Annotated in this window: 21 protein-coding genes; 11 read left to right on the forward strand and 10 right to left on the reverse strand. The window is 73.0% G+C overall.

All coding sequences use genetic code 11. The features are described 5' to 3' along the window. Positions 1-30: 30 nt before the first annotated feature. On the reverse strand, positions 31-1,122 hold the full coding sequence (locus tag ACIBJE_RS28745; RefSeq protein ID WP_396753407.1) for a DNA polymerase ligase N-terminal domain-containing protein: 1,092 nt from the start codon (positions 1,120-1,122) through the stop codon (positions 31-33). 72 nt (positions 1,123-1,194) lie between these two features. Here ACIBJE_RS28745 and ACIBJE_RS28750 point away from each other — a divergent pair, with 72 nt between their 5' ends. Beyond that, positions 1,195-2,019, forward strand: a complete 825-nt coding sequence (locus ACIBJE_RS28750) for an aldo/keto reductase (protein ID WP_396753408.1) — start codon at positions 1,195-1,197, stop codon at positions 2,017-2,019. A gap of 157 nt (positions 2,020-2,176) precedes the next feature. On the opposite strand, the gene ACIBJE_RS28755 is transcribed toward ACIBJE_RS28750, so the two are convergent. Further along, positions 2,177-3,319 carry a cellulose binding domain-containing protein gene (locus ACIBJE_RS28755; protein WP_396753409.1) on the reverse strand — a complete coding sequence of 381 codons (1,143 nt, stop codon included), beginning with the start codon at positions 3,317-3,319 and terminating at the stop codon, positions 2,177-2,179. 261 nt (positions 3,320-3,580) lie between these two features. On the opposite strand from ACIBJE_RS28755, the gene ACIBJE_RS28760 reads away from it, so the two are divergent. Then, the gene (locus ACIBJE_RS28760; protein WP_396753410.1) at positions 3,581-4,687 is read left to right on the forward strand and encodes an FAD-dependent monooxygenase; all 1,107 of its coding nucleotides are present in this window, start codon (positions 3,581-3,583) and stop codon (positions 4,685-4,687) included. A gap of 142 nt (positions 4,688-4,829) precedes the next feature. Further along, the gene (ctaD, locus tag ACIBJE_RS28765; protein ID WP_396753411.1) at positions 4,830-6,590 is read left to right on the forward strand and encodes a cytochrome c oxidase subunit I; all 1,761 of its coding nucleotides are present in this window, start codon (positions 4,830-4,832) and stop codon (positions 6,588-6,590) included. Positions 6,591-6,849: 259 nt separating this feature from the next. Here the strand turns inward: ctaD and ACIBJE_RS28770 are convergent, their stop codons facing one another. The 6 genes from ACIBJE_RS28770 to ACIBJE_RS28795 form a co-directional block, all read right to left on the reverse strand. Continuing rightward, positions 6,850-8,283 carry an ATP-binding protein gene (locus ACIBJE_RS28770; protein ID WP_396753412.1) on the reverse strand — a complete coding sequence of 478 codons (1,434 nt, stop codon included), beginning with the start codon at positions 8,281-8,283 and terminating at the stop codon, positions 6,850-6,852. Then, positions 8,280-9,938, reverse strand: coding sequence for an FAD-dependent oxidoreductase (locus tag ACIBJE_RS28775; protein ID WP_396753413.1), 1,659 nt, complete (start codon positions 9,936-9,938; stop codon positions 8,280-8,282). The genes ACIBJE_RS28770 and ACIBJE_RS28775 overlap by 4 nt, the downstream gene beginning before the upstream one ends. Positions 9,939-9,994: 56 nt before the next feature. Further along, positions 9,995-11,212, reverse strand: coding sequence for an MFS transporter (locus ACIBJE_RS28780; RefSeq protein ID WP_396753414.1), 1,218 nt, complete (start codon positions 11,210-11,212; stop codon positions 9,995-9,997). Between the two features lie 65 nt (positions 11,213-11,277). Then, entirely contained in the window at positions 11,278-11,859 is a 582-nt protein-coding gene (locus tag ACIBJE_RS28785; protein WP_396753415.1) for an isochorismatase family protein, read from the reverse strand. A 24-nt stretch (positions 11,860-11,883) separates the two neighbouring features. Next, positions 11,884-13,170 (reverse strand): nicotinate phosphoribosyltransferase, encoded by a 1,287-nt coding sequence (locus ACIBJE_RS28790; RefSeq protein WP_396753416.1) that lies wholly within the window; start codon positions 13,168-13,170, stop codon positions 11,884-11,886. Between the two features lie 16 nt (positions 13,171-13,186). Beyond that, complete coding sequence (locus ACIBJE_RS28795; RefSeq protein ID WP_396753417.1) at positions 13,187-15,865, reverse strand: LuxR C-terminal-related transcriptional regulator; 2,679 nt, start codon at positions 15,863-15,865, stop codon at positions 13,187-13,189. Positions 15,866-16,067: 202 nt separating this feature from the next. Between ACIBJE_RS28795 and ACIBJE_RS28800 the strand changes: the two genes are divergently transcribed. The 3 genes from ACIBJE_RS28800 (at position 16,068) to ACIBJE_RS28810 (ending at position 18,891) form a co-directional block, all read left to right on the forward strand. Beyond that, entirely contained in the window at positions 16,068-17,783 is a 1,716-nt protein-coding gene (locus ACIBJE_RS28800) for a hypothetical protein (RefSeq protein WP_396753418.1), read from the forward strand. Between the two features lie 320 nt (positions 17,784-18,103). After that, complete coding sequence (clpS, locus tag ACIBJE_RS28805; protein ID WP_088980400.1) at positions 18,104-18,394, forward strand: ATP-dependent Clp protease adapter ClpS; 291 nt, start codon at positions 18,104-18,106, stop codon at positions 18,392-18,394. 2 nt (positions 18,395-18,396) lie between these two features. Beyond that, positions 18,397-18,891: a DUF2017 domain-containing protein gene (locus ACIBJE_RS28810; RefSeq protein WP_396753437.1), complete on the forward strand. Its 495-nt coding sequence runs from the start codon at positions 18,397-18,399 to the stop codon at positions 18,889-18,891. A gap of 136 nt (positions 18,892-19,027) precedes the next feature. Here the strand turns inward: ACIBJE_RS28810 and ACIBJE_RS28815 are convergent, their stop codons facing one another. Next, entirely contained in the window at positions 19,028-19,891 is an 864-nt protein-coding gene (locus ACIBJE_RS28815; protein ID WP_396753419.1) for an aldo/keto reductase, read from the reverse strand. Positions 19,892-20,094: 203 nt separating this feature from the next. On the opposite strand from ACIBJE_RS28815, the gene ACIBJE_RS28820 reads away from it, so the two are divergent. The 3 genes from ACIBJE_RS28820 to ACIBJE_RS28830 all read left to right on the forward strand — a co-directional run bounded on the left by ACIBJE_RS28820 (position 20,095) and on the right by ACIBJE_RS28830 (position 21,976). Beyond that, on the forward strand, positions 20,095-20,583 hold the full coding sequence (locus ACIBJE_RS28820; RefSeq protein WP_396753420.1) for a Mov34/MPN/PAD-1 family protein: 489 nt from the start codon (positions 20,095-20,097) through the stop codon (positions 20,581-20,583). Between the two features lie 69 nt (positions 20,584-20,652). Beyond that, the gene (locus ACIBJE_RS28825; RefSeq protein WP_396753421.1) at positions 20,653-21,000 is read left to right on the forward strand and encodes a MoaD/ThiS family protein; all 348 of its coding nucleotides are present in this window, start codon (positions 20,653-20,655) and stop codon (positions 20,998-21,000) included. Between the two features lie 10 nt (positions 21,001-21,010). Continuing rightward, on the forward strand, positions 21,011-21,976 hold the full coding sequence (locus tag ACIBJE_RS28830; RefSeq protein ID WP_396753422.1) for a PLP-dependent cysteine synthase family protein: 966 nt from the start codon (positions 21,011-21,013) through the stop codon (positions 21,974-21,976). Positions 21,977-22,155: 179 nt separating this feature from the next. Here the strand turns inward: ACIBJE_RS28830 and ACIBJE_RS28835 are convergent, their stop codons facing one another. Further along, positions 22,156-22,470 (reverse strand): hypothetical protein, encoded by a 315-nt coding sequence (locus ACIBJE_RS28835; RefSeq protein ID WP_396753423.1) that lies wholly within the window; start codon positions 22,468-22,470, stop codon positions 22,156-22,158. Between the two features lie 448 nt (positions 22,471-22,918). Between ACIBJE_RS28835 and ACIBJE_RS28840 the strand changes: the two genes are divergently transcribed. Next, positions 22,919-23,665 carry an MBL fold metallo-hydrolase gene (locus tag ACIBJE_RS28840; RefSeq protein ID WP_396753424.1) on the forward strand — a complete coding sequence of 249 codons (747 nt, stop codon included), beginning with the start codon at positions 22,919-22,921 and terminating at the stop codon, positions 23,663-23,665. A 69-nt stretch (positions 23,666-23,734) separates the two neighbouring features. Continuing rightward, a complete protein-coding gene (gene rph / locus ACIBJE_RS28845; RefSeq protein ID WP_396753425.1) occupies positions 23,735-24,463 on the forward strand; it encodes a ribonuclease PH in 729 nt (242 codons plus the stop codon). The last annotated feature ends 51 nt before the right edge of the window (positions 24,464-24,514 follow it).

The raw sequence follows: 24,514 nt of genomic DNA on the forward strand, positions 1-24,514 counted from the left end.
CAGTCTGGTCACGGCCAACGCCGGGGGCGGTCAGTGGGTGTCGATGCTGAGCCAGTGTGGGCTGCGTCGGCCCGGCTCGTACGTGGCGTCCAGCCGCTTCGCCAGCACGCCCGGCAGAGCCTGGGTCCGGGCGGTATCCAGGGTCTCCGCGCCCGCGTCGGGGAACCAGGGCGTGGTCTGCCAGTGCGGGCCGCCCAGGGCCAGTCCGTCCAGCAGTTCCCGGCGCTGCGCGTACGGCACCTCGACGCTGGACACCCCGTCGAGCCAGAGCAGGTCGACCACCAGGTACTGGCCGGCGGGACCGGTGCGTCCGGCGCGGGCCGGTCGGGGCGGACGGACCCGTCCGGCGGAGTCGACGTCGACCAGGATCCCGTCCAGCACCACCTCGGTCGGGGCCAGCGCCTCGGCCATCTCCCGCAGCCAGGGGTACGCCGCCGTGACGTCCCGCTCCCCGTCCGGCTGCCCGCCCCGGTCTTCGCCCCGGTCTTTCGGGGCGAGCAGCCGCAGCCGGCCACCGGAGACGTACGCCAGCGCGCGTACGCCGTCCCAGCGCAGCTCGTACCCCCAGGCGGCCCCGTCCGCCGGCAGCTTCGCGGCGGACCTCGGACGCATCGGCGCGATCCGTTCGGGCATGCTCACCCAGCCCGGCGGGGCCGGGTCGGTGCGCCGGACCATCCAGTCGCGGTCCGTGCCGCCGGTGGCGAAGAGCACGTACCGGCCGGTGGTGCGCTCACCGGACAGCCGCACGACCACTTCGTCGTCCCGCCACTTCTCGCACCGGTACGTGCCCCGGTCGTGGATGGTCATCCGGCCGCCGCCGTACTCGCCGGCCGGGATGTCGCCGTGGAAGTCGAGGTACTCGAGCGGATGGTCCTCTGTGTGCACGGCCAGGTGGTTTCGGCCGGGTTCACGGGGCAGGCCACGCGGCACGGCCCAGGAGACCAGCACGCCGTCGCGCTCCAGGCGCAGGTCCCAGTGCAGGCTGCGGGCGTGGTGCTGCTGGATCACGAACCGGCACCGCCCGTCGTCCCGCTCCCGCCGCCGGGGCGACCGCTCGGGCACCGGTTCCGGGGTGCGCCCGGCATCGCGTTTACGCCGGTACTCGCGCAGCCGGTCCGCCATGTGGACATTGTCCGCGAATCCGGACGACCCCGCAGCGGCATGGGAGCGCGGCGGGCGGGTACGCGGACCGACATGAGTTCGTCCGACCAACCCACCGTCGTCCTGCCCGGCCGGGTCCGGATGCCGTTGCTCGGCTTCGGCACCTGGCAGGCGTCCGGCCAGGCCGGCTACGACGCCGTGCGGGCCGCCCTCGCCGCCGGTTACCGACACATCGACACCGCCACCATGTACGGCAACGAGAAGGAGGTGGGACGGGCGATCCGGGACAGCGGGCTCCACCGCAACGACGTCTTCGTCACCACCAAGATCCCGTCCGACGGGGTGGGCCACGAACGGCGTGTCCTGGAGGCCAGCCTGGCCGCCCTGGAGACCGGTCACGTCGACCTGTGGCTGATCCACTGGCCCCCGGCGGCTCCCGGGGACAGTGTCCGGATGTGGCGGCAGGTGATGAAGGCGCGCGACGACGGCCTGACCCGCGCCGTCGGGGTGAGCAACTACTCGACCGCGCAGCTCGACGAGCTGATCCAGGCGACGACCGAGGCGCCCGCGGTCAACCAGATCCGCTGGGGCCCGATGCTGTACGACGCCCGGCGGCACGCCGAGCACCGGGAACGCGGGATCGTGCTGGAGGGGTACAGCCCGTTCAAGACCACCGACCTGACCGACCCGGTCCTGACCCGGATCGCCGAATCGCACGGCGTCACCCCGGCCCAGGTGGTGCTCCGCTGGCACGTCGACCACGGGATCGTGGTCATTCCCAAGTCGGTCAAACCGGCCCGGATCAGGGCGAACGCCGACATCTTCGGCTTCGCGCTGACGCCGGAGGAACGGGACATGATCGACGCGCTGGGCGGCCGGGCTCCGGTCGAGAACGCGTCCACCGACTTCATCGTCTAGGGCCGGCGTCCGCCAACGGCCGGCGAACGCCGAGGGGCCCTTCCGGTCGCCGGCCGCCGGCCGTGATCGAGCCGGTGGCGGTGGCGACCCGGCGGCGGGAAGGGCCCGGCGGTACTACTCCGAGACCGCTCGCCGAGCGGCTGACGCGGGATGTGCCTCAGCGGCGGGTGCAGGCATTGCCGTTGAGCGTGAAGGCGCTGGGCGCGGAGTAGCTGCCGCTCATCGACGCCTGATGGCCGAAGGTGACCGAGGAGCCGGGGGCGATGGTGCCGTTGTAGCTGAGGTTCCGCGCGGTCACCGTGCTGCCGTTCTGGGTCACCGTGGCGTTCCACGAACCGGTGACCTGCTGACCGGCCGGGAGCGGGTAGGTCAGCGTCCAGCCGGTGACCGGCGTCGCGCCGGTGTTGGTGACGGTGACCTCGGCGGTGTAGCCGGTGTTCCACGTGTTCGTCGGGGCGTACCGGACCGCGCAGGTGTCCCCGGTCGGCGGCGGGGTGGTCGGGGGAGCGGTGGTGGGTGGCGGGGTGGTCGGGTTGGTGCCGCCGCCGTTGACGCTGGCCGAGAAGGAGTTCACCGCCAGGCCGACGCCGCCCTGCCACGGTTCGAAGCCGGCCTGGATGCTGGTCAGGTACCAGGAGTTGGTGATCGCGCCCCGGTTGCGGACGTCGGCGATGAAGTCGAGCACGCTGAAGCTCAGGCTGCTGATCGCCGACGGCGCGACGTACGAGATGACGTTGTTGGCGCCGTTGCTGCCCTGCCAGACCTCCCAGGTGCGCCCGACCAGGGTGGTGGTCCCGACGCGGGAGCCGATGGGCTGGATCGGGCCCTGCCGGTTGAGCCAGATCATGATCTCCATCTGGTTCACCCCGTCCCGTTTGGGGGTCGGGTCGAGCCAGATGTCGTACGAGGCGTTGTAGGTCGCCCCGCCGACGTAGGTGTAGTTGATGCTGCTGGTCACGCTGCCGAGCTGGCTCACCTGCCTCGGCAGCGTGGTGCCCGGTGAGCAGTTGGTGTAGTGGCAGCCGTAGAAGACCGACGGGTACGCCGTCGGCGCGCCGTTGGTCGGGTTGCTGCCGTCCTGGCGGGTGATCGAGAAGCCGGTGCCGGTGACGTCGACGCACTGCTGGGCGCTGGTGCCCCACCGGTTGTTCTGCACCACGTACCGGTTCTGGATGACGGTCGAACCGTACTGTTCGCAGCTCTGGGTGTCGGCGGAGGCGCTGCCGCCGAGGGCGACGCCGGTGATCGCGCCGACCGCGAGGACGCCGGCCGCCACGACGGCGCGGAGGATACGGGTCATGTGTTCGCTGCTCCTTGACTCGGCGTGGGGGCACCGGACGGATCGGGAAGCGGGACCGGGAGCGCTCCCAGGGACAGCAACACATTGACATGCCGGAAATTACTGTGCAACCGGACCGGCTCGACGCGTGCACCCTGGGTCTACTCCGCCTCAGTCGAAGGGGAGATCACGCGCCATCCGATCGGATCTTCCGTGGGCCGGTTGCGGGGAGTAGTCTCTTGCCTTCAACGCGTGCCGCTCCCCTCGGAGGCGTACACCAGCATGGCTGGATCCCCCCTGCGCATTCTCGTCGTCGGCGCGGGCATCGCCGGGCTCGCCGTGGCCCGGGCCCTGCGAAGGGCGGGATTCCGCCCGGACGTCACCGAGCGACGGACCGCCACGGAAGCGCCCGACAGTGGCCTCTACCTTCCCGGCAACGCCGCTCGGGCGCTGCGCCGGCTCGACCTCGACCTGCCCGTCCGCCCGCTCGGGCAGGTGATCCACCGGCAGCGGTTCCTCGACGCCACCGGCAGCGAGCTCTGCGAGGTCGACCTGACCGGGCTCTGGGCCGGTGTCGGCGAGTGTCGGGCCCTGCCCCGCAGCGACCTGCACCGCGTCCTGCTCACCGGAGCCGGCGGGGCGGTCCGGCACGGGGCCGAGGTGCGCACCCTCGACCTCGCGGCCGACGCGGTCACCGTCACCTTCGCCGACGGCACCGTCAACGACTACGACCTGGTGATCGGCGCGGACGGCCCCCGGTCCACGGTGCGGACGCTCGCCGCGCTCGGCGGCCCCGCCCGGCCGGCCGGCCAGATCGTCTACCGGGGGATGGTCCGGGGCGGTCCGTCGGTGGCCGAGTGGACCGCCCTGCTCGGCCAGCGCGCCGGGTTCGTGGTCATGCCGGTCGGCGGCGGGCGGCTCTACTGCTACGCCGACGAGGCCGGCACCGCGCCACCGGCCGACCCGATGGCCCGACTGCGCGAGGTGTTCGGCTCCTACGGAGGCCCGGTGCCCCGGGTGCTCGACGCCCTGGACCGGGTGCACGTCGGGCTCACCGACGAGGTCGAGCTGGGCCGCTGGTCCCGGGGCCGGGTCGTGCTGGTCGGCGACGCCGCGCACGCCACCGCGCCGACCCTGGCCCAGGGCGCGGCGATGGCACTGGAGGACGCCGTGGTGCTCGCCGAGTCGCTGGCCGCCGCCGGCAGTGTCGAGGCCGCCCTGATGGCGTACGAGAGCCGTCGACGGCCGCGCACCAAGTGGGTGCGGGACCGTACCCGGGACCGTGACCGGACCCGGGACGTGCCGCCGGCGCTGCGCGACCCGCTGCTGCGCGGCCGGGGCGGGCGCATCTTCCAGGAGCACTACCGGCTGTTGGTCGATCCGCTGTGACCTCCGACCAGCCGGTGGGCGCAGGGCGTGTCCGGCCACCCGGCGCGGCGTGGCGACCTGCCGGGGACTATCCTTCCTTCGGACTACGGCTCGCAATTACCAGCGCGTGCCGAGGGGGACGAACGAGAACCGGAGGCCACTCGTGACCACCGTCGCACCCAAGCCGGTTGTGACCCGGCCCTGGCCGGTCCGAGAGCCGGTGAAGGGCTCGGCCATCGCGCGGATGCTGCGTACCACGGACGCGAAGCAGATCGGGATCATGTACATGGTCACCGCGTTCGCGTTCTTCATGATCGGTGGCCTGATGGCCCTGATCCTCCGCGCCGAGTTGGCCCGTCCCGGCTTGCAGTTCCTCTCGCCGGAGCAGTACAACCAGCTCTTCACCATGCACGGCACGGTGATGCTGCTCTTCTTCGCGACGCCGATCGTGTTCGCCTTCGCGAACTACGTGGTGCCGCTGCAGATCGGCGCGCCGGACGTGTCGTTCCCCCGGCTGAACAGTTTCGCCTACTGGCTCTTCCTGTTCGGTGGGACGATGGCCGTCGCCGGCTTCCTGACCCCCGGCGGCGCGGCCGACTTCGGCTGGACGGCGTACACGCCGCTGAGCAACGAGGCGCACTCCCCGGGCATCGGCGGCAACCTCTGGGTGGTCGGCCTGGCCGTCTCCGGTCTCGGCTCGATCCTCGGCGCGGTCAACCTGATCACCACGATCCTGACCCTACGCGCGCCGGGCATGACCATGTTCCGGATGCCGATCTTCACCTGGAACATGCTGGTCACCAGCCTCCTGGTGATCCTGGTCTTCCCGCTGCTCGCCGCTGCTCTCTTCGCACTCGCCGCCGACCGCATCCTCGGTGCGCACGTCTTCAGCGCCGACACCGGCGGCCCGATGCTGTGGCAGCACCTCTTCTGGTTCTTCGGGCACCCCGAGGTGTACATCATCGCGCTGCCGTTCTTCGGCATCATCACCGAGATCATCCCGGTCTTCTCCCGGAAGCCGATCTTCGGCTACAAGGGCCTGGTCGCCGCGACCATCGCCATCGCCGGCCTGTCGATGAGCGTCTGGGCGCACCACATGTTCGCCACCGGCCAGGTGCTCCTGCCGTTCTTCAGCTTCCTGAGCTTCCTGATCGCCGTGCCGACCGGTATGAAGTTCTTCAACTGGATCGGCACCATGTGGCGGGGCCAGATCAGCTTCGAGACGCCGATGCTCTTCGCGCTCGGCTTCCTGGTCACGTTCCTCTTCGGGGGGCTGACCGGTGTGCTGCTGGCCAGCCCGCCGCTCGACTTCCACCTGCACGACTCGTACTTCGTCGTGGCGCACTTCCACTATGTGCTCTTCGGCACGATCGTGTTCGCCGTCTTCGCCGGTATCTACTTCTGGTTCCCGAAGATGTTCGGCCGGATGCTCGACGAGCGCCTGGGCAAGGTGCACTTCTGGCTGACGATGATCGGTTTCCACACCACCTTCCTGGTGCAGCACTGGCTGGGCAACGAGGGCATGCCCCGTCGGTACGCCGACTACCTGCCCAGCGACGGCTTCACCACGCTGAACATGATCTCCACGATCGGCGCGTTCATCACCGGTATCTCCACCCTGCCGTTCATCTACAACTGCTGGAAGTCGTACAAGACCGGTCCGGTGGTCGAGGTGAACGACCCGTGGGGGCACGGCAACTCGCTGGAGTGGGCCACCACCTGCCCGCCGCCGCTGCGGAACTTCGACCGGATGCCCCGGATCCGCTCCGAGCGGCCGGCGTTCGACGAGAAGTTCCCCGAGCTGGCCGCCGGCCAGACGCTGGCCGGGCCGCCCGAGGGTGGCGCCAAGCCGCTGACCAGCGAGTCCGACGGTGGGGCCACCTACCAGGAGGACACCACGAGCGACCTCGACCGGAAGAACTGACCGGCGACCCACGGCGCGTACGACGGGCGCCGCACCCCGACCGGGGTGCGGCGCCCTCGCGTTGTGGGCCCCCGCTTCGTGCACGCCTCGCGTTGTGCGCCCCTCGCGTCGTCGTACCCCTCGTGCCGCCGTCGCCCCGTTCGCGCTGGGGTGGTTGCAGGGGACCCCTGTTCGGCAAAAGGCGGTAACAAGGGTCCCCTGCTACCACCACCCCAGCGGCGGGGGAGCGAGGAGAGAGGAAGAGGCGGAGCGCCGGTGGTCAGGCGGTGGTGGTGAGTGGGAGCAGCACCTGGAAGGTGGTCGCGCCCGGCACCGAGTCGACCCGGATGTCGCCGTGGTGCTTGTGGACCACGATCCGGTACGAGATGTCCAGCCCCAGGCCGGTCCCCTCGCCGACCGGCTTGGTGGTGAAGAACGGCTCGAAGATCCGGGGCCGGACGTCGGCCGGGATGCCCGGTCCGGTGTCGCCGACCGCCACCACCAGCGAGTCGCCGTCCCGCCCCGTCCGGACGGTGAGCGTGCCGGTCTCGCCCATCGCGTCGAGCGCGTTGACGATCAGGTTCGTCCAGACCTGGTTCAGCTCGGCGGCGTACGCCGGCACCGGTGGCAGCGCCCGATCGTACTCCCGGACCAGCCGGACGCCCGACGGAATCTTCGCGCGGAGCATCACCAGGGTCGCGTCCAGCAGCTCGTGCACGTCCACCACCTGGTACGGCGCCCGATCCAGCTGCGAGTACTGCTTCGCCGCGCCGACCAGGCCGGAGATCCGGGTGACCGCCTCGTCGATCTCCCGCAGCAGCAGTTCGGTGTCGACGGTGTGGGTCAGCCAGCGCAGGGCCGGCTCCAGGTTTCCCGGACCGACGGTCGCCTCGACCCGGCCCAGCCACGCCTCGTCGACCCCACCGGCGACCAGCGTGGGGGCGAGTTCCCAGCCGGCGGCGACGTCGCGCTCGTCCAGCCAGTCGACCAGTGCGTCCTCGGCGTCGCTGACCGCCAGTGGCGACAGCGTCGAGGAGTCGGCGACCCGCCGGACGACCTCCTCCTGCAACGCCACCAACCGGTGCAGGGCCGCGCCGTCGAGCCGGCCGTCGGCGATCGTCGCCAGCTCGTGCCGGATCCCCGCGACGTGGTCGCGCAGTACGGAGCTCGCCCGGACGGCGGCACCGGCCGGATTGTTGAGCTCGTGGGTGAGACCGGCGGAAAGCGCCCCCAACGCCAGCAGCCGCTCCCGTTCGCCGACCCGGACCTGGGTCTGCTGCATCCCGATGAAGAGCCCTTCGAGCAGGTGCATCGCCATCGGGAACCAGGACCGGACGGCGTGCGCGAAGGTCTCGGCGGGCAGCACCAGGAAGGTGGCGTCGCCGACCGCCCGTAGCGAGTTGATGTAGACCTGCGGCACCTGGTCGCCCAGGTACGCCTGGGTCGCCCCGCCGTAGACCCCGCGCTGGGCGGTGCGGATGACCTCGACCTCGTCGCCGCGTACCCGCCGGGTCATCGTCACCGTGCCGTCGAGCAGGACGTACAGGCAGGTCGCCGGTTCGCCCTCGGTGTAGACGGCGGAACCGGCGCCGCGGGCTTCCACCCGGCTGTGTTCGGCCAACCAGTCGAGCTGCCCGTCATCGAGCGACTCGAAGAGGAAGAGCGTGCGCAGTTGCCCGACGGTGGGGCGCTCCCCGCCGGCCGGTGAGGTCATTGGGACTCCAGGTAGCGGTGCACCAGCGAGACGGCCATCGCGCCCTCACCGACCGCCGAGGCGACCCGTTTGACCGATTCGGCGCGGACGTCGCCGGCGGCGAAGACCCCGGGCATGCTGGTCTCCAGGTGGTACGGGTCCCGCGCGAGGGACCAGCCCGGCGGTCGGCGTCCCCCGGCGACCAGGTCCGGTCCGGTCACCACGAAACCGCGCTCGTCGCGGACCAGCACGCCGTTCAGCCAGTCGGTACGGGGCTGCGCGCCGATGAAGATGAACAGCCAGGACGCGTCCACCTGGCGGGTCTCGCCGGTGCGGGTGTCGGCCAGGGTGAGCCGCTCCAGGTGCTCCGCGCCGGCCCCGGCGGCGACCACGGTGTGCGGGTGCACCACCACCCGGTCGATCCGGTCGAGCTGGTCGATCAGGTAGCGGGACATCGAGGCGGTCAGGTCGGCCCCCCGGATCAGCAGGTGCACCCGCTTGGCGTACCGGGAGAAGTGCACCGCCGCCTGCCCGGCGGAGTTCGCCCCGCCGACGATGTAGACCTCTTGGTCGACGCAGCTCGGCGCCTCGGTGGCGGCCGAGCCGTAGAAGACCCCCCGACCGGTCAGCTCGGCCAGGCCGGGCGCGTCCAGCACCCGGTACGACACGCCGGTGGCGAGCACCACCGAGTGCGCGGCGATCGTGCTGCCGTCGCCGAACGTGAGCACCCGGGCCGACCCGGCAGCGGTCAGCCCGGTCACCTCCCGGGTGGTGAGCAGCTCCGCGCCGAACTTCAACGCCTGCCGGCGGGCCCGGTCGGTGAGCTGGGCGCCGGACACCCCCTCCGGGAACCCGAGGTAGTTCTCGATCCGGCTGCTCTGCCCGGCCTGCCCGCCGGTGGCCCGCCGCTCGACCAGCACCGTGCGCAGCCCCTCGGACGCGCCGTAGACCGCCGCGCCCAGCCCGGCCGGTCCGCCACCGACGACCACCAGGTCGTAGAAGTCCTCGGTGGGGGCCACCCGGAGGCCGACCAGCGCGGCCAGCTCGGCCTCGGTGGGACGGGACAGGTGCGTCCCGTCCGGGGCGATCACCACCGGCACGTCGTCGGCGGTCGCGCCGGCCGCGTTCAGGAGCCGGCCGCCCTCCGGGTCGTCGGCGAGCAGCCAGCGGTACGGGACCAGGTTGCGGGCGAGGAAGTCCCGGACGGCGAAGGACGGTGCGGACCAGCGGTGCCCGACCACCCGGATCTCCGCGGCGGCGGCCTCCGGGGTGGTGGCCCAGGCGTCGAGGAGCGTGTCCACCACCGGGTAGAGCTTCTCCTCCGGCGGGTGCCACGGCTTGAGCAGGTAGTGGTCGAGGTCGACCAGGTTGATGGCGTCGATCGCCGCGTCGGTGTCGGCGTACGCGGTGAGCAGCACCCGGCGCGCGGCGGGGAAGAGGTCCATCGCCTCCTCGAGGAACTCGATGCCCGTCATCTCGGGCATCCGGTAGTCGGCGACCAGTACCGCCACCTGCTCCCCCCGGAGCTTGAGTTCGCGCAACGTCTCCAGGGCACTCGGGCCGGAGCCGGCGCGGACCACCCGGTAGCGGTCGCCGTAACGCCGTCGCATGTCCCGGGCCACGGCACGGGAGACGGCCGGGTCGTCGTCGATGGTGAGGATGACCGGATTCGCCACGCCCCCATCAAAGCACCCCGACCGGTGCCGGCCCAAAGTGCCGGTGGCCTGCGGATTCAGTGGGCGGAGCCGACCAGCTCGGCGGTCTTCGCGGCGTCCGGCGTCCGGCGTCGGTGGCGCAGCTCGGCCGGGAGCACGACGAGCGCGACCACGGCGCCGATCAGGCCGATGGCGGCGAAGCCCCAGGCCGGCGTGGTGCGGTCGATGATCGCGCCGGCCAGCGGCGCGCCGATGGCGATGCCGATGGTGATCGCCGACGCGTGCAGTCCCATCGCCTCGCCCCGGACCGGGGCGGGGGCGAGGCGGCTCACCGCGTCGGCCGTGGCGGCCAGGGTCGGCGCGCAGAGCATGCCGGCGGGGACCAGAGCCAGGCCGAGCAGCCACCAGTGGCCCCCGGCCAGGCCGATCGGCACGGTGCAGACGGCGAGCCCGGCCATCAGGGCCAGCGGTGACACCGGCCGGCTGACCGCGCCGTAGGCGAACCCGCCGACCAGGGAGGCCACCGCCCAGAGGGCCAGGACCGCTCCCGTCCAGCCGACCTCGCCGCCGTCGCGCAGCGCCGCCACCACCGCCACGTCGGTGCCGCCGAGCACCAGCGTGCACGCCGTGCTGACGGCGAGCACGGCGAGTGTGCGCGGAGTGAGCCACTCTCGGCGGGGGATCCGTCGGGCCGGGCCGGTGGTCTGTTCCTCGGCGGTGCGTACCGGCGGGTTCAGCACCAGCAGCGCGAGTCCGGCGGCGACGATGCCGCCGCCCACCGCCCAGAGGGTGATCCGGGGCGCGATGGCGGTGGCCAGCGCCACGCCCAGCGCCGGGCCCACCATGAACGACAGCTCCACCGACATCGAGTCCAGCGCGTACGCCGGCCGGCGGTGCTCGGGCGGCACCAGCGCGGCGATGCACTGCCGGATCACCGAGGAGAGCGGCAGGGCGAGCAGGCCAGCCAGGAACGCCGCCGGCAGCAGCAGCGCGTACGTCAGTTGCGGCGCGGTCGTCCAGAACAGCGCCTCGCCGGCCGTGGTGAGGACCAGGACCAGGGTCAGGCCCCGCCGGTCGATCAGCCGGCCCAGGAGCGGGGCGCCGAGCGCCGCGCCGACGGTCAGGGCCGCGCCGACCAGGCCCGCGGCGCCGTACCCCCGGTCGAGGTCGAGCAGGACGTAGAAGGTGAGGGCGATGCCCGCGGCGGTGTGCGGGATGCGGGCCAGCACCGCCACGAGCAGCAGCGACCGGATACCGGGCACTGCGAGAGCGTCCCGGTAGGGCGTGAGATTCATGACGGCGCGCACCTCCGCCGTCCATCGTCGGTCGAAGGTCCGACAGGAACCACCTGTTTACCGGGTCATGCGGTGGGCGTCACAGGCCCGCCGTGCAGGGTGACCCCCGCGCCCTCCATCGCCCGCAACGCCACGTCGGTGGTGGCCGGCGCGACGGCGGCGGTCAGTTCCAGCAGCACGGTGGTGGCGAAGCCCTCCCGGGCGGCGTCGAGCGCGGTGGCCCGGACGCAGTGGTCGGTGGCGATGCCGACCAGGTCGACCCGGTCCACGTCGTGCCGGCGCAGCCAGTCGGCCAGGCACTCGCCGTCGGTGGCGTGCCCCTCGAAGCCCGAGTACGCCGCGGCGTACTCGCCCTTGTGGAAGACCGCCTCGACCCGGGAGGTGTCCAGCCCGGGGTGGAACTCCGAGCCCGGGGTGCCGACCACGCAGTGCCGGGGCCAGGACTCCACGAAGTCCGGCGGATCCCCGAAGTGCGCACCCGGGTCGATGTGGTAGTCCTTCGTGGCGACCACGTGGTTCCAGCGGTCGGGCTCGGCGGCGAGCAGCCGGGAGATCCCGGCCGCGACGCCGGCCCCGCCCGCGACCGCGAGCGAGCCGCCCTCGCAGAAGTCGTTCTGCACGTCCACGATGATCAGTGCGTTGGCCATCGGAGCGTTCCTTTCCGGATCTGGTCAGCCGGCGGGTACGACGGTGACGGGGACCGCCGGGTCCCCGGCGGAGAGCTTCAGCCCCTCCCAGGGGATCGAGATCAGGCACTGTCGCAGGTGCTCCCGCGACTCGTCCAGCCGGGGCAGGTCGACCGCCTCGCCGTCGATCACGTACGACCGCTGGAGCAGCCGGTCGTGCGGCGCGTGGTCCGGTACGCCCTGCGGGACGATGACCTCCTCGGTGGCGGTGCCGGTCGGCTTGTGCCGGCGGACGGCGACCTTGCGCCCGCCGATGGTGGCCTTCTGCTCGGAGCGCTTGACCACCGGTCGCCCCTCCACCTCGACCAGCTTGTAGACCAGCCCGGCGGTGGGCGCGCCCGAGCCGGTGACCACGGCGGTGCCCGCGCCGTACATGTCGACCGGTTCGGCGGCGAGCGCGGCGATGGCGTACTCGTCCAGGTCGCCGGAGACGATGATCTTGGTTTCGGTGGCGCCGAGCGAGTCGAGCAGCTCGCGGGACTGCTGGGCGATCACCGCCAGGTCGCCGGAGTCGATCCGGACCGCCCGCAGTTCCGTCCCGGCCACCGCGATCGCGTTACGGATGCCCTGGCTGATGTCGTACGTGTCCACCAGCAGCGTGGTGTCCTTGCCCAGCGTCGCCACCTGCGAGGCGAACGCGGCCCGCTCGTCGTCGTGCAGCAGGGTGAAGGCGTGCGCCGCGGTGCCGGCGGTGGGGATGCCGTACCGCTGCCCGGCGGCCAGGTTCGAGGTGTACGCGAAACCGGCCAGGTACGACGCCCGTGCGGCGGCCACCGCCGCCTCCTCGTGCGCCCGGCGGGAGCCCATCTCGATCAGCGTCCGGCCCCGGGCGGCGGTGACCATCCGGGCCGCCGCGGCGGCGACCGCGCAGTCGTGGTTGAGCACCGAGAGCACCAGCGTCTCCAGCACCACGCACTCGGCGAAGCCGCCCGAGACGGTGAGGATCGGCGAGCCGGGGAAGAACAGCTCGCCCTCGGCGTACCCGTCGACGTCGCCGGTGAAGCGGTACCGGGACAGCCAGTCGGCCGCCGCCTCGTCGACCACCCCGGTCCGGCGGAGGAAGTCCACCTCCGCCTCGTCGAACCGGAAGTCGCGGATCAGCTCGACCAGCCGGGCGGTGCCGGCGACCACGCCGTACCGACGGCCGGTCGGCAGCCGCCGGCTGAACACCTCGAAGACGCAACGCCGGTCGGCGGTGCCGTCCCGCAGGGCGGCGCTGACCATGGTCAGCTCGTAGTGGTCGGTCAGCAGCGCGGGGCGAAGGGTGCTCACGACCCCAGCCTAGAGTTCAGTGCGAAGCGCCGTCCTCGTGGCCCGGGATGCAGCGCAGCGCGGCCCGCAGCTCAGGCCGCCCGGCGATACCCAGCTTGCCGTAGACCCGCTGAAGATGGTTCTCCACCGTGCGCGGCGAGAGGAACAGTTGCTCGGCGATCCGGCGGCTCGCCACGCCGTCGGCGGCGAGCCGGGCGATCTGCCACTCCCGGTCGGTCAGCGTCGGCTGGCCGAGCCGCAGCGCCGGCGTCCGGAGCTGGTCGCAGCGGGCCAGCAGGTCACCGAGGCGGTCGTGGGCGGCCCCGGCGGTCGCCGCCCGCTGCCGGCGCAACCGGTGCAGCGCCAGCGCCGCCGCCTCGGCGGCGAAGACGTTCAGCTCGCGGTCGGCGAACCCGTCGGCGACGGCCAGCAGGTCGTCCGGGGACCCGCTGGCGACGGCTCGCGCGTGCCGGGCCAACAGCGGTGGCAGCACCCCGTCCACCTGCTCGGTCAGCTCGGTCAACCGCTGGGCGACCGTGCGCCGTTGCCCGTCGGAGCAGCGCGGGCCGACCGGGAGCGCCGCCTGGTCCAGTCGGACCAGATCGTGCAGGACCAGCACCTCGTGCCCGGCGAAGCCGTCCTCCCGCAACCGGTCGGCCAGCTCGGCGAGGTGCTTCGCCGCGCCGGCCAGGTCGCCGGTGACCGCGAGCACCGCGCCGCGCGCCTGCTCCAGCCACGGATAGAGCACGGCCATCCCGGGCGAGTGGGTACGGTCGGCGTCCGCCATCGCCTCGGCGGCCTGGACGGCGTCGCCGCGCAGCGCCGCGGCCTGTGCCCGCTCGGCATGGGCCAGACCGGCGTAGACACCGCTGCTGGTCAGCACCGCGCAGGCACTCAGGCTGGTCTTCAGCGCCTCGGCGCTGCGCCCCCGCAGCCGGGCCGCGTACGCCTGGAGGATGCCGAGGTAGCCGGTGCCCAGCCGGAAGTCGCCGGCCCCGGCCAGGTCGGCGAACTCGTCGACCACGATGGCGTCGATGCCGGCGAGTTCCCCGGCGAGCATCAGCCGGGTGCCCCGGGCCAGTTCCAGCGCCAGTTGCAGGTACGGCATGTCGCCCCGCCACTGGGCGGCCTCCGCCTCCACCGCGGCGATCGCCGCCTCGCTGAGCGCCAGCCGGCCCTGGGCGGCCTGCAGGTGGGCGATCGTGCACCGGGCCAGTTCCCGGGAGGCCACCCCGGCGGCAGGACGGTCCAGCACCGCGCAGCTCAGCCGCTGGGCGGCGGCCAGGTCGAGGCGGTGCAGCCGCATGATCGCCTCGAACGCGCGTACCCGGGTCTGGTCGGCGATGTCGGTCAGCTCCGCCGCCCGCACCGCCATCTCCTCCACTGTGGACTCCTGGCGCAGTCCCCAGTAGCTGACCATGCCCCGGACGGTCAGCCACCGGCTGTACCGGTCGTCGGCGTCGAGCTGGCCGGCGACCGCGTCGAGCACGTCGACCGCCTCCTCCGGCCGGTCGGCGAACATCAGGATGGTGGCCAGCAGTTCGGCGGCGGTGTACCCGCCGTCGGCCTCCACCGCCGCGCGGGCCAGCCGGGTCGCCAGCGGCACGTCGTACCGGGCGAAGGCCTGGACGGCCGCGCCGAGCAGCAGCGCGGGATCCTGCGCGGTGCCGGAGTCGAGCCGCCACACCGCCACCCGCAGCAGGTCGTCCCGGCGGCGCTTGCCCGCCGCCTCGATGAGGTCGGCAAGCTGGGCCTGCAACCGCCGGGTCCGGCTGACCGGGCACCGCCGCCGCATCACCTCCCCGTAGAGCGGGTGCGCCAGCCGGACGTCGAGCCGCCGGTCGTCGCGGATTACCGAGATCAGTCCGCGCTCCTCGGCGGTCTCCACCGAGGCCGGGTCGGCGGCCCGGTTGAGCAGTTCCAGCCCGAGCGGCTCGCCGAAGGCGGCCAGCTCGACCACCGTCCGGACACCCGGGGTGAGCTGCCCGATGCGGACGCCGATCAGGTCGGTGAGGCTGGGGGCCAGCTCCAACCGGCCGGTCCAGCGCCAGATGCCGTACGTCTCGTGCAGCTCGCCGCTGCCGAGCGCGGCGAACACCAGCTCCCGCAGCAGCAGCGGGTTGCCCCCGGAGAGCCGCCAGAGCCGGTCCGCCGAGCACGATTCCACCGGACCGCCGAGGATGGCGGTGAGCAGCCCGGTGGTGTCGGCCAGGCCGAGCGGGGCCAGCTCGGAGTGGTCCACCAGGTCGTCGGTCCAGAGCGCGCGGATCGGCAACGGCACCTGCTCGCCGTTGCGCAGCGTGCCCAGCACGGTGGCGTTGTCCATCCGGGCGATCAGGTGCACCAACGCGGCCGAGGGCGGGTCCAGCAGGTGCGCGTCGTCCACTGCCAGCACGATCGGCCGCCCGGCGGCCTGCTGCCGCAGCGCGCCCACCGCCCACCGCAGGACACCGGCGGGGGAGAGCCCCCGGGGCTGCTCGGTCGGCAGGACCTGCACCAGGCCGCCGAACGGGATGGTGGCGGTGGTGGCACTGGCCGCCACCACCCAGATCGCGTAACGGTCGGTGGGCAGCGCGGCGACCCCCTCCCGCAGCAGCCGGCTCTTGCCGATGCCGGCGGTTCCACTGAGGAACAGCCCCCGCCCCTCGCCCCTGGTCACCGCGGACAGCAGACGGCCCAGATCCTCCGTCCGGCCGATGAACTCCCACCGACTCATCCGGGCAGCATAGCCATCGGCTTCGCTCTGCGCGCAGCCCGTCACCCAACGAAATTGAGTAGCCCTCTGGTTACCCCTGAGTATCAGAACGTCCGCTCTGGGATGGTTTCCGGCCGTAGTCTTCCGGCGTTCGGTTCCACCAGCCGAACATTCACGTTGCCGGCGTGTCTCGCCGGCCAGACTCGCCAGGGGGCCGTCCGCGATGACGCCATGTCCTTGGCGGGGCGACGGCGTGCCGGACGGGACGGGTGGTGCGGACATCGACGACGGCGACGGCCGTCCGGCGGACGGCCTCGACGCACCGGCGGCTCCGGACGCCCCGGCCGGTTCTTCGGACCAGCGGTGCGCCGAGCCGGTGGAGGCCGCCACGTCCCGGGTGGCGGCGGACGAGCCGCTGGCCGTGATCGCCACCGGTCCGGCCGGGGCGGCCCGGCGGGACGTGCTCGCCGCGCTGCTCGACGTGCCGCCGCCGACCGTGCCGATGCCCGACGACAGCTACCTGGTGGCCCGGTACGCCCCGGAGCCCACCCGGGTCGCCTTCGTGCCCGGCTACCGGCAGCCGCACGCCTACGCGATCGACGTGCTGGCCGCCGGACCGGCCTTCCCCCGGCCACCGCGCCGGGTCGAGCTGCACCTGCCCGCACCGCTGCTGCGGCACGTGGCGCTGGTCGGTGCGCCGGACACCGACGGGCTGGGGGTCGCCGGGACCCGGGTGCTGCGTGAGGCCGTCGGCCGGGGCGGCGCGGTGCTCGTCGTCGTCTCCGCCGACCAGGTGTTCACCGGGGCGGAGCTGGAGCTTCTGAACGAAGCCGCCCGGGCGGGTCTCGCGGTCTTCTTCGTGGTCACCCCGGGAACGACGGGGTGGCATGGCGGTGTCGCACCGACGGCGACGGCTCCGGTGGCTCCGGAACCGGCGACGGCGGATCCGACGGCACCGGTCGCGATGGCACCGGATTCGGCGGCACCGGGACCGGCGACGGCGGCTCCGGCGGACGGCACGGAGGCGTCCGGCGGGGAGCCTGCCGTCGCCGGTGCGCCGTCGTCCGACCCGGTCGGGCTGACCGTGCAGACGCAGCGGACTGCGCTGCTCGCGGTCGTTCCGGAGCTGGCCGCCGCACCCTGGTTCCCGTTCCGCCCCGGCGACGTCCGGGCGCTGCGGCGGGCCCTGGTCGCCTGGGCGGCTGAGGAGGGACCGCGCCGGCTCGCCACGGCCGCATCGGCCGGGCCGCACCGTACCGTGCCGGTGGCGCCGGACGCGCACCGCCGGAACTGGGCCGACGGGCTCGACCGGCAGGCCCGTACGCATGTCCAGCGGATCCGTCAACACCTCAGCCTCGAACTGGCCCACATCCACCTGCGCGGCACACAGGAGATCGTCTTCGGGCTCGGCTGTGCCGGGCTGCCGCGCCTGCTCGACCGGGAGGTGTACGCCCTGTCCCAGCTCGCGACCGTGGAGTGCGACCGGGCGGTGGGGCGGATGGTGCGCGACACCGGCACGGAGGTCTTCGGCGCGCGGCCGGACGACGCGACGTACCGCCGGATCTGCGCCGCCGTCCGGGCGGTCCTGGCCGGGCAGCGGGCTGACCGGAGCCTGGAGCGGGTGCTGCTGGTCACCAGTGCCGGTGACCTCACCGAGGTGACCGGGGCCGGCGCGCTGGCCGCGCTCGACGGGCACCCCGGCGCACCGCGCACCGCCGTCCTGCCGCCGGTCGCGGTGGCCGTCGCCGGTGGTTGCTACCTGCACTTCTGGGGGCCGGGCGGCACCGACCAGGGTGGTGCGCGGTCCTGGCTCCAGCACGTGCTGCGCGAGCTGGACCGGGAGTTGCAGCGCGAGGTGTCCCGCCGGGTCGAGGTGGCCCGTCGGGCGCTGGGCGTGGTGCTCGCCGACGCCGTCGACCACGGCATTCTGCTCACCTGACCGGCTCGGTGACCATGCCGGGACGACGTGGGGCCGAGGCGACGGCTCTCCGGTCGCCGTCCGTTCGGTGCCCCACGCCGGTCCGCCCCGTGCCCGCCGGGCTCGACCGCCCGGTGCCCGCCGGGCTCGACCGCCCGGTGCCCGCCGGGCTCGACCGCCCCGTGCCGGTCCGGTCCGGCTTCAGGTCCGTCGCGTGGAGCCGGTGGGGCGGGTTTTCCGCTGGCGGAAGGGGGTCGGCGGAGGCCGATCCGGGCACCGATCCGGATCCCACTGACCTTCCGGTTCATCGCAATCGGGATTCCGGTGGCACGATGGGTGTCATGGCGGCTCCACAGGTGGCTCCGGTCGAGACGCCGGGCACCGAAGAGGTGCCGGTCTCGGACCGGCCATGGGTGACGATCGTGTGGGACGACCCGGTCAACCTGATGACGTATGTGACCTGGGTCTTCCAGAAGCTCTTCGGATACAGCCGGGAGAAGGCCGAGCAACTGATGTTGGATGTGCACCACAAGGGCCGGGCCGTGGTCTCCACCGGCGCGCGGGAGCGGATGGAGCACGACGCGTCGCAGCTGCACGCGTACGGGCTCTGGGCGACGGTGGATCGTTCGTGAGCATGTTCCGTCGCCGGGGCGGCCGGTACGTCGCCACCTTCGCCGTCGATGAGGTCCGGGTGCTGCGCAAGGTCGCCTCCGAGGTGGTCGGCCTGCTCACCGACGGCTTCGACCACAGCGACCCGGTGGTGGGGCGACTCTTCCCCGACGTCTACGCCGACGACCCGACCAGTTCCGCGGAGGTCCGCCGGTACACCGAGGGCGACCTCAAGACCGCCAAGATCGACCAGGCCGGCGCGATCCTCGCCGCCCTGCCGGGCAACGAGGGTGGCGAGGTGCGCCTGGACGCCGAGGCGGCCGAGGCGTGGCTGCGGGCGCTCAACGACGCCCGGCTGGCGATGGGGGTCCGGCTCGGCGTCAAGGAGGGTACCGACCTCGGCGAGGAGTTGGACGACGCCGTCGCCGCCGACCCGTCCTCGACCCGGGTCTTCCAGCTCTCGGTCTACGCGTACCTCGGCTACCTCCAGGAGTCGTTGCTCAACGCCCTGATCGACTGACCGCCCCTCCCCGCTGAGGTGGTAGCAGGGGACCCTTCCTGCCGTCTTTTGATGAGCAGGGGTCCCCTGCTACCACCTCCAGCCAGCCAGCCAGCCAGCCGGGGCGGGGCGGTGGCGTGATGCGTGGGTCGGCGGGTCAGCCGGTGGCGTTCAGGGCGGCGATCTCCCGGTCGTCGAGGACCAGGTCTGCGGCGGCGGCCGAGTCGCGGATCGTCTCCGGCCGGCTCGCGCCGGGAATCGGCACGACCACCGGGGCGAGGGCCAGCTGCCAGGCCAGGCAGACCTGCTGCGGGCTCACCCCGCGCTCCTCGGCGATCCGGGCGAACACCGCGAACCGGTCACCGAGCCCGCCGGCCCGCCCGATCCCGCCCAGCGGCGACCAGGGCAGGAACGCCAAGCCGAGTTCGGCGCAGAGGCGCAGCTCGGGCTCGCTGTCCCGGTAGGCGGGGGAGAACTGGTTCTGCACGGACACCAGATGGCCGCCGAGGATCTGGCGGGCCTGGCGGATCTGCTCCGGGTCGGCGTTGGAGATGCCGGCCATCCGGATCTTGCCGGCGTCGGCCAGTTCCCGCAGTGCGCCGATCGACTCCGCGTACGGCACTTCGGGGTCGGGCCGGTGGAACTGGTAGAGCCCGATCGCGTCCACCCCGAGCCGGGTGAGCGACGCCTCGCAGGCCGCCCGGAGGTGCTCGGGCGAGCCGTCCAGCGCCCACGCGTCGCCACCCGGGCGGGTGTGCCCGCCCTTGGTGGCCACCAGTACCCCGGAGGTGTCCCCGCCGTACGTGGCCAGCGCCCGGGCGATCAGCGACTCGTTGTGCCCGACGTCCTCCGCGCCCAGCGCGTACGCGTCGGCGGTGTCGACGAGCGTGACGCCCGCGTCGAGCGCGGCGTGGATGGTCCGGACGGCACGTTCGGTGTCCGGGCGTCCGGTCACCGACATCGGCATCGCGCCGAGTCCGATCGCGCTCACCTCGACCGGGCCGATGCGGCGGTGCTGCATGGTCGTCCTCCTCGTTATCTGCCCTGCCGGCTCCCACCGGCCGGGGCGGGTCGTCCCGCTGACCGGACAGCATGCCCGGCGCCACCCGCCCCCCTCCGACAGCGTCCCCGGTCCGGCGGTGGGGGAAACCGGGCCGGTGGGTGGGGGTGAGGGTGACGGCTGCCACCTTCGGTCCGGTCGAGCCAGGCGCTAGGCTGGGAGGCGTGCTGAGCATCGACCGGTCGATCGTCGACGCGATCGTCGCGCATGCCCGTCGGGACCACCCGGACGAGGCGTGCGGTGTCGTCGCCGGCCCCGCCGGCAGTGACACCCCGACCCGGCACATCCCGATGGACAACGCCGCCCGCTCGATGACGTTCTACGAGTTCGACTCGATGGAGCAGCTGCGGGTCTGGCGCGAGATGGACGACCGCGACGAGGAGCCGGTCGTCATCTACCACTCGCACACCGCGACCGAGGCGTACCCGTCCCGCACGGACGTGTCGTTCGCCGGTGAGCCGGGAGCCCACTACCTGCTCGTCTCCACCCGCGACCCCGACACGGAGGAGATCCGCTCCTTCCGCATCGTGGACGGCGTGGTCACCGAGGAGCAGGTCCGGATCGGGGATGCCACCGTGGACCCGCACGCCGTCCAGTCCTACATGTTCGGGCAGAGCCCGGCGACGGTCGACTACGAGTGTTCCGACCGCTGAGCAGTTCAGCGTCCGGCACACCCCTGCGTCCGTCACCGTAGCCACACCCGAACGAGGAGTTACCACATCATGGCCATCGAGGTTCGCATTCCCACCATCCTGCGCAGCTACACCGGCGGCGCGAAGGTCGTCGAGGGCGCCGGGGACACCCTGGCCGACCTGCTCACCGACCTCGACTCGCGGCACGGCGGGCTGCGCGCCCGGCTGGTCACCGAGACCGGCACGCTGCACCGCTTCGTCAACGTCTACGTCAACGACGAGGACGTCCGCTTCCTCGGCGCGCTCGACGCCAAGCTCTCCGACGGCGACACGGTGACGATCCTGCCCGCCGTGGCCGGTGGCGCGCTGGGCTTCGCCGCCATGGCCGCGATCAGCGGGCACGGCAGCGTGCGCCACACCTCCGTCGCCGCCCGCTGAGGCGCGCGCCGTGGCGCGGTACGACAGCCTCCTGGACGCCTGCGGCGGAACGCCCCTGGTAGGGCTGCCGCGCCTCTCGCCGACGGTGCCCGAAGGGGCACCGCCGGTGCGGCTCTGGGCGAAGCTGGAGGACCGGAATCCGACCGGGAGCATCAAGGACCGGGCGGCGCTGTTCATGGTCCAGGCGGCCGAGAGCGCCGGCCGGCTCCGCCCCGGGGACACCATCCTCGAGCCGACCAGCGGCAACACCGGCATCTCGCTGGCCATGGTGGCGAAGCTGCGCGGGTACCGCCTGGTCTGCGTGATGCCGGAGAACGTCTCGACCGAGCGGGTCCAGCTCCTCCGGATGTACGGCGCGGAGATCATCTTCTCGCCGGCGGCCGGCGGTTCCAACCAGGCGGTCGCCACGGCCAAGCAGATCGCCGCCGAACACCCCGACTGGGTGATGCTCTTCCAGTACGGCAACGAGGCCAACGCGCGGGCGCACTACGAGACCACCGGGCCGGAACTGCTGCACGACCTGCCCACGATCACCCACTTCGTGGCGGGTCTCGGCACCACCGGCACGCTCATGGGCACCGGGCGGTACCTCCGGGAGAAGGTCGAGGGCATCCAGATCGTCGCGGCGGAGCCCCGCTACGGCGAGCTGGTCTACGGTCTGCGCAACATCGACGAGGGCTACGTCCCGGAGCTGTACGACGCGACGGTGCTCTCCCGGCGCTTCTCCGTCGGCACCCGGGACGCGGTGCTGCGTACCCGACAGCTGGTGGAGGTGGAAGGGATCTTCGCCGGCTTCTCCACCGGGGCGATCCTGCACGCCGTACTCGCCGTGGCGCACGAGGCGGTCCGGGACGGCCGCCGTGCCGACGTGGCCTTCGTGGTCGCTGACGGTGGCTGGAAGTACCTCTCCACCGGCGCGTACGGCGGCACCCTGGCCGACGCCGAGGAGGCGCTCGAAGGCCAGCTCTGGGCCTGACCGGCGGCCCGTCCCGTCTCCGGGGCCTGACGGTCAGCCGTCCCGGCCGGACCGTCAGGCCGCCCCCGGCCGAGACGGGCGCACGGGCCGTCGCGGGTCTGCCTGGCGCAGGCCCACAAGTGCCCGGTCCGGCAGACCGGCCTTCGCCGTGCGCGGGGGAGGCCGCGTCGGCGGTCGGCTCACGACAGGCTGGCGGTGAGCCCCGCGCTCACCCCGACGGCCAGGTTCGCCAACCCGAGGGCGGCCCACCGAAGCCCCAGGCGGGCGGGGGCGTGCAGGGCGACGCCGCCCAGGGCGATCCCGCCGAGACCCAGGGCGGCAACGGTCGGCTGATACCACTGCGGGGCGGTTCCGGCCAGCACCAGCACCAGACCGCGTACCCCCGAAGCGAGGGCCACCGCCCCCAGGCCGGTGGCCCAGCCGTAGATCACCAGAAGCCGGCCGCTGCTGGCCGGGACCGCCCGTCGGGGCGCCCGGTGCCGCCCGCCCGGCATCGGCCGGAGTCGGGCCGTCCGGCTGCCCCCCGGGCTGTCGACCGGCCCGACGGCCCGGCCTCCGCCAGGGCCGGGAACCACCTTTGGGCCCGCCCCGGGGCCCCGGTCCGGAGCCACCGCCCCTGTCCCGGGCCGGACCGGGTCCGTCGTGGTCCGCGGCGCGTGGCCGGTGTCCTCCGTCTCGGTCAGCACGATCTGTTCCGCCCCGTCGTCACCCCCGCCGACGGTCGACGGGTTTCACCGTATGCAACGGCCCGCTCCGAGAAGCGTGACGGAGGGGGCGGAGAAGACATGGAGGGGTGTCACGTTCGCGACAACTTCCATCAGATCATTCTTGCCGCCGCCGTGTCCGGCGTAGGCTGCGCAGCGTGGCGTACGCGTCGGTAGAGATCATCGGCGGGACGAGTCTCGACGGTTCGACTACCGGCAGTGGCGACGGGGCGACCGCATGAGATTGACCGTGCTGGGCTGCGCGGGCAGCTTTCCCGGCCCCGAGTCCGCCTGTTCGGCGTACCTCGTGGAAGCCGAGGGTTTCCGGCTGCTGCTCGACTTCGGCACCGGCTCGCTCTCCGCGCTCCAGCGCTACGCCGGGCTGCACGCGCCGGACGCGATCGTCCTGTCCCACCTGCACTGCGACCACATCCTCGACGCCGCCTCCTATGTGGTCGTCCGCCGGTACGCGCCGGACGGCCCCTACCCGGCGCTGCCGGTGTACGCCCCGGCCGGCGCCCCGGAACGGCTGCACGCCGTCTACGGGCATCAGGAGGAGGGCGTGGACGACGTCTACCAGTTCTACGCCCTGGAGCCGGGCACCTTCCCGATCGGTCCGTTCACCGTCACCGTGGACCGGATGAACCACCCCGTCGAGACGTACGGGATCCGGCTGGAGCACGAGGGCCGGGTGCTCTGCTACTCCTCGGACACCGCTCCCTGCGAGTCCCTGCTGCGGCTCGCCCAGAACGCCGACGTCTTCCTCTGCGAGGCCAGCTATCTCGACGGCGTGGACAACCCGCCGGACCTGCACCTGACCGGCCGGGAGGCGGGCGAGGCGGCGACCAAGGCCGGTGTCGGCCGGCTCCTGCTCACCCACCTGGTCACCGCCTGGGGCAGCGAGGCGCAGACGGTCGAGGCGGCCGGTGCCTCGTACGCCGGCCCGCTGGAGGTCGTCCGCCCCGGCTCCCGCTACGAGGTCTGACCCGGGTCGCGGTCCGGCGGGCGGGAGACCCCGGGAGAGTCCGATCAGGGCACCGCATAGAGTGCCTGCATGGCACGACCTGACGGGCGGCAGCCCGATCAACTCCGACCGGTGACCCTGACCCGGGGCTGGAGCACCCACCCGGAGGGTTCGGTCCTGGTGGAGTTCGGGAACACCCGGGTGCTCTGCACGGCCAGCGTGACCGAGGGGGTGCCCCGCTGGCGCAAGGGCTCCGGGCTCGGTTGGGTGACCGCCGAGTACGCGATGCTGCCCCGGGCCACCCACACCCGCTCGGACCGGGAGAGCGTCAAGGGACGCGTCGGCGGGCGGACCCACGAGATCTCCCGGCTCGTCGGCCGGAGCCTGCGCGCCTGCGTCGACCTGAAGGCACTCGGCGAGAACTCGATCGTGCTCGACTGCGACGTCCTCCAGGCCGACGGGGGCACCCGCACCGCCGCGATCACGGGCGCGTACGTCGCCCTGCACGACGCCGTCACCTGGCTCTCCGGCCGCAAGGCGCTCGCCGGCAAGCCGGAGAAGGTGATGCACCGGTCGGTGGCCGCGGTGAGCGTCGGCATCATCGACGGTGAGCCCCGCCTGGACCTCGCCTACGACGAGGACGTGACCGCCGAGGTCGACATGAACGTGGTGTGCACCGGCACCGGAGACTTCGTCGAGGTGCAGGGAACCGGCGAGTCCGGGGTCTTCGCCCGGTCCCAGCTCGACGCCCTGCTCGACCTGGCCGTCGCCGGGTGCACGCAGCTGGCCGGGGCCCAGCGCGAGGCCCTCGGCCGGTGAGCGTGCGAGGAGTGGGCCGCCGGGCCCCGCAGACGGCGACGAAAGGTGGTC

It is taken from the genome of Micromonospora sp. NPDC050187 (assembly GCF_044459745.1).
In the GTDB taxonomy this organism is placed as follows: Bacteria; Actinomycetota; Actinomycetes; order Mycobacteriales; family Micromonosporaceae; genus Micromonospora.

Excerpts from the sequence above, each read along its gene's own strand:
- ACIBJE_RS28835 (WP_396753423.1), bottom strand. The coding sequence starts at position 22,470 with ATGCCGGGCGGGCGGCACCGGGCGCCCCGACGGGCGGTCCCGGCCAGC.
- ACIBJE_RS28780 (WP_396753414.1), bottom strand. The coding sequence starts at position 11,212 with ATGAATCTCACGCCCTACCGGGACGCTCTCGCAGTGCCCGGTATCCGG.
- ACIBJE_RS28755 (WP_396753409.1), bottom strand. The coding sequence starts at position 3,319 with ATGACCCGTATCCTCCGCGCCGTCGTGGCGGCCGGCGTCCTCGCGGTC.
- ACIBJE_RS28785 (WP_396753415.1), bottom strand. The coding sequence starts at position 11,859 with ATGGCCAACGCACTGATCATCGTGGACGTGCAGAACGACTTCTGCGAG.
- ACIBJE_RS28840 (WP_396753424.1), top strand. The coding sequence starts at position 22,919 with ATGAGATTGACCGTGCTGGGCTGCGCGGGCAGCTTTCCCGGCCCCGAG.
- ACIBJE_RS28825 (WP_396753421.1), top strand. The coding sequence starts at position 20,653 with ATGGCCATCGAGGTTCGCATTCCCACCATCCTGCGCAGCTACACCGGC.
- ACIBJE_RS28815 (WP_396753419.1), bottom strand. The coding sequence starts at position 19,891 with ATGCAGCACCGCCGCATCGGCCCGGTCGAGGTGAGCGCGATCGGACTC.
- ACIBJE_RS28810 (WP_396753437.1), top strand. The coding sequence starts at position 18,397 with ATGTTCCGTCGCCGGGGCGGCCGGTACGTCGCCACCTTCGCCGTCGAT.
- ACIBJE_RS28800 (WP_396753418.1), top strand. The coding sequence starts at position 16,068 with ATGACGCCATGTCCTTGGCGGGGCGACGGCGTGCCGGACGGGACGGGT.
- ACIBJE_RS28770 (WP_396753412.1), bottom strand. The coding sequence starts at position 8,283 with ATGACCTCACCGGCCGGCGGGGAGCGCCCCACCGTCGGGCAACTGCGC.
- clpS (WP_088980400.1), top strand. The coding sequence starts at position 18,104 with ATGGCGGCTCCACAGGTGGCTCCGGTCGAGACGCCGGGCACCGAAGAG.
- ACIBJE_RS28745 (WP_396753407.1), bottom strand. The coding sequence starts at position 1,122 with ATGGCGGACCGGCTGCGCGAGTACCGGCGTAAACGCGATGCCGGGCGC.
- rph (WP_396753425.1), top strand. The coding sequence starts at position 23,735 with ATGGCACGACCTGACGGGCGGCAGCCCGATCAACTCCGACCGGTGACC.
- ACIBJE_RS28750 (WP_396753408.1), top strand. The coding sequence starts at position 1,195 with ATGAGTTCGTCCGACCAACCCACCGTCGTCCTGCCCGGCCGGGTCCGG.
- ACIBJE_RS28760 (WP_396753410.1), top strand. The coding sequence starts at position 3,581 with ATGGCTGGATCCCCCCTGCGCATTCTCGTCGTCGGCGCGGGCATCGCC.
- ACIBJE_RS28795 (WP_396753417.1), bottom strand. The coding sequence starts at position 15,865 with ATGAGTCGGTGGGAGTTCATCGGCCGGACGGAGGATCTGGGCCGTCTG.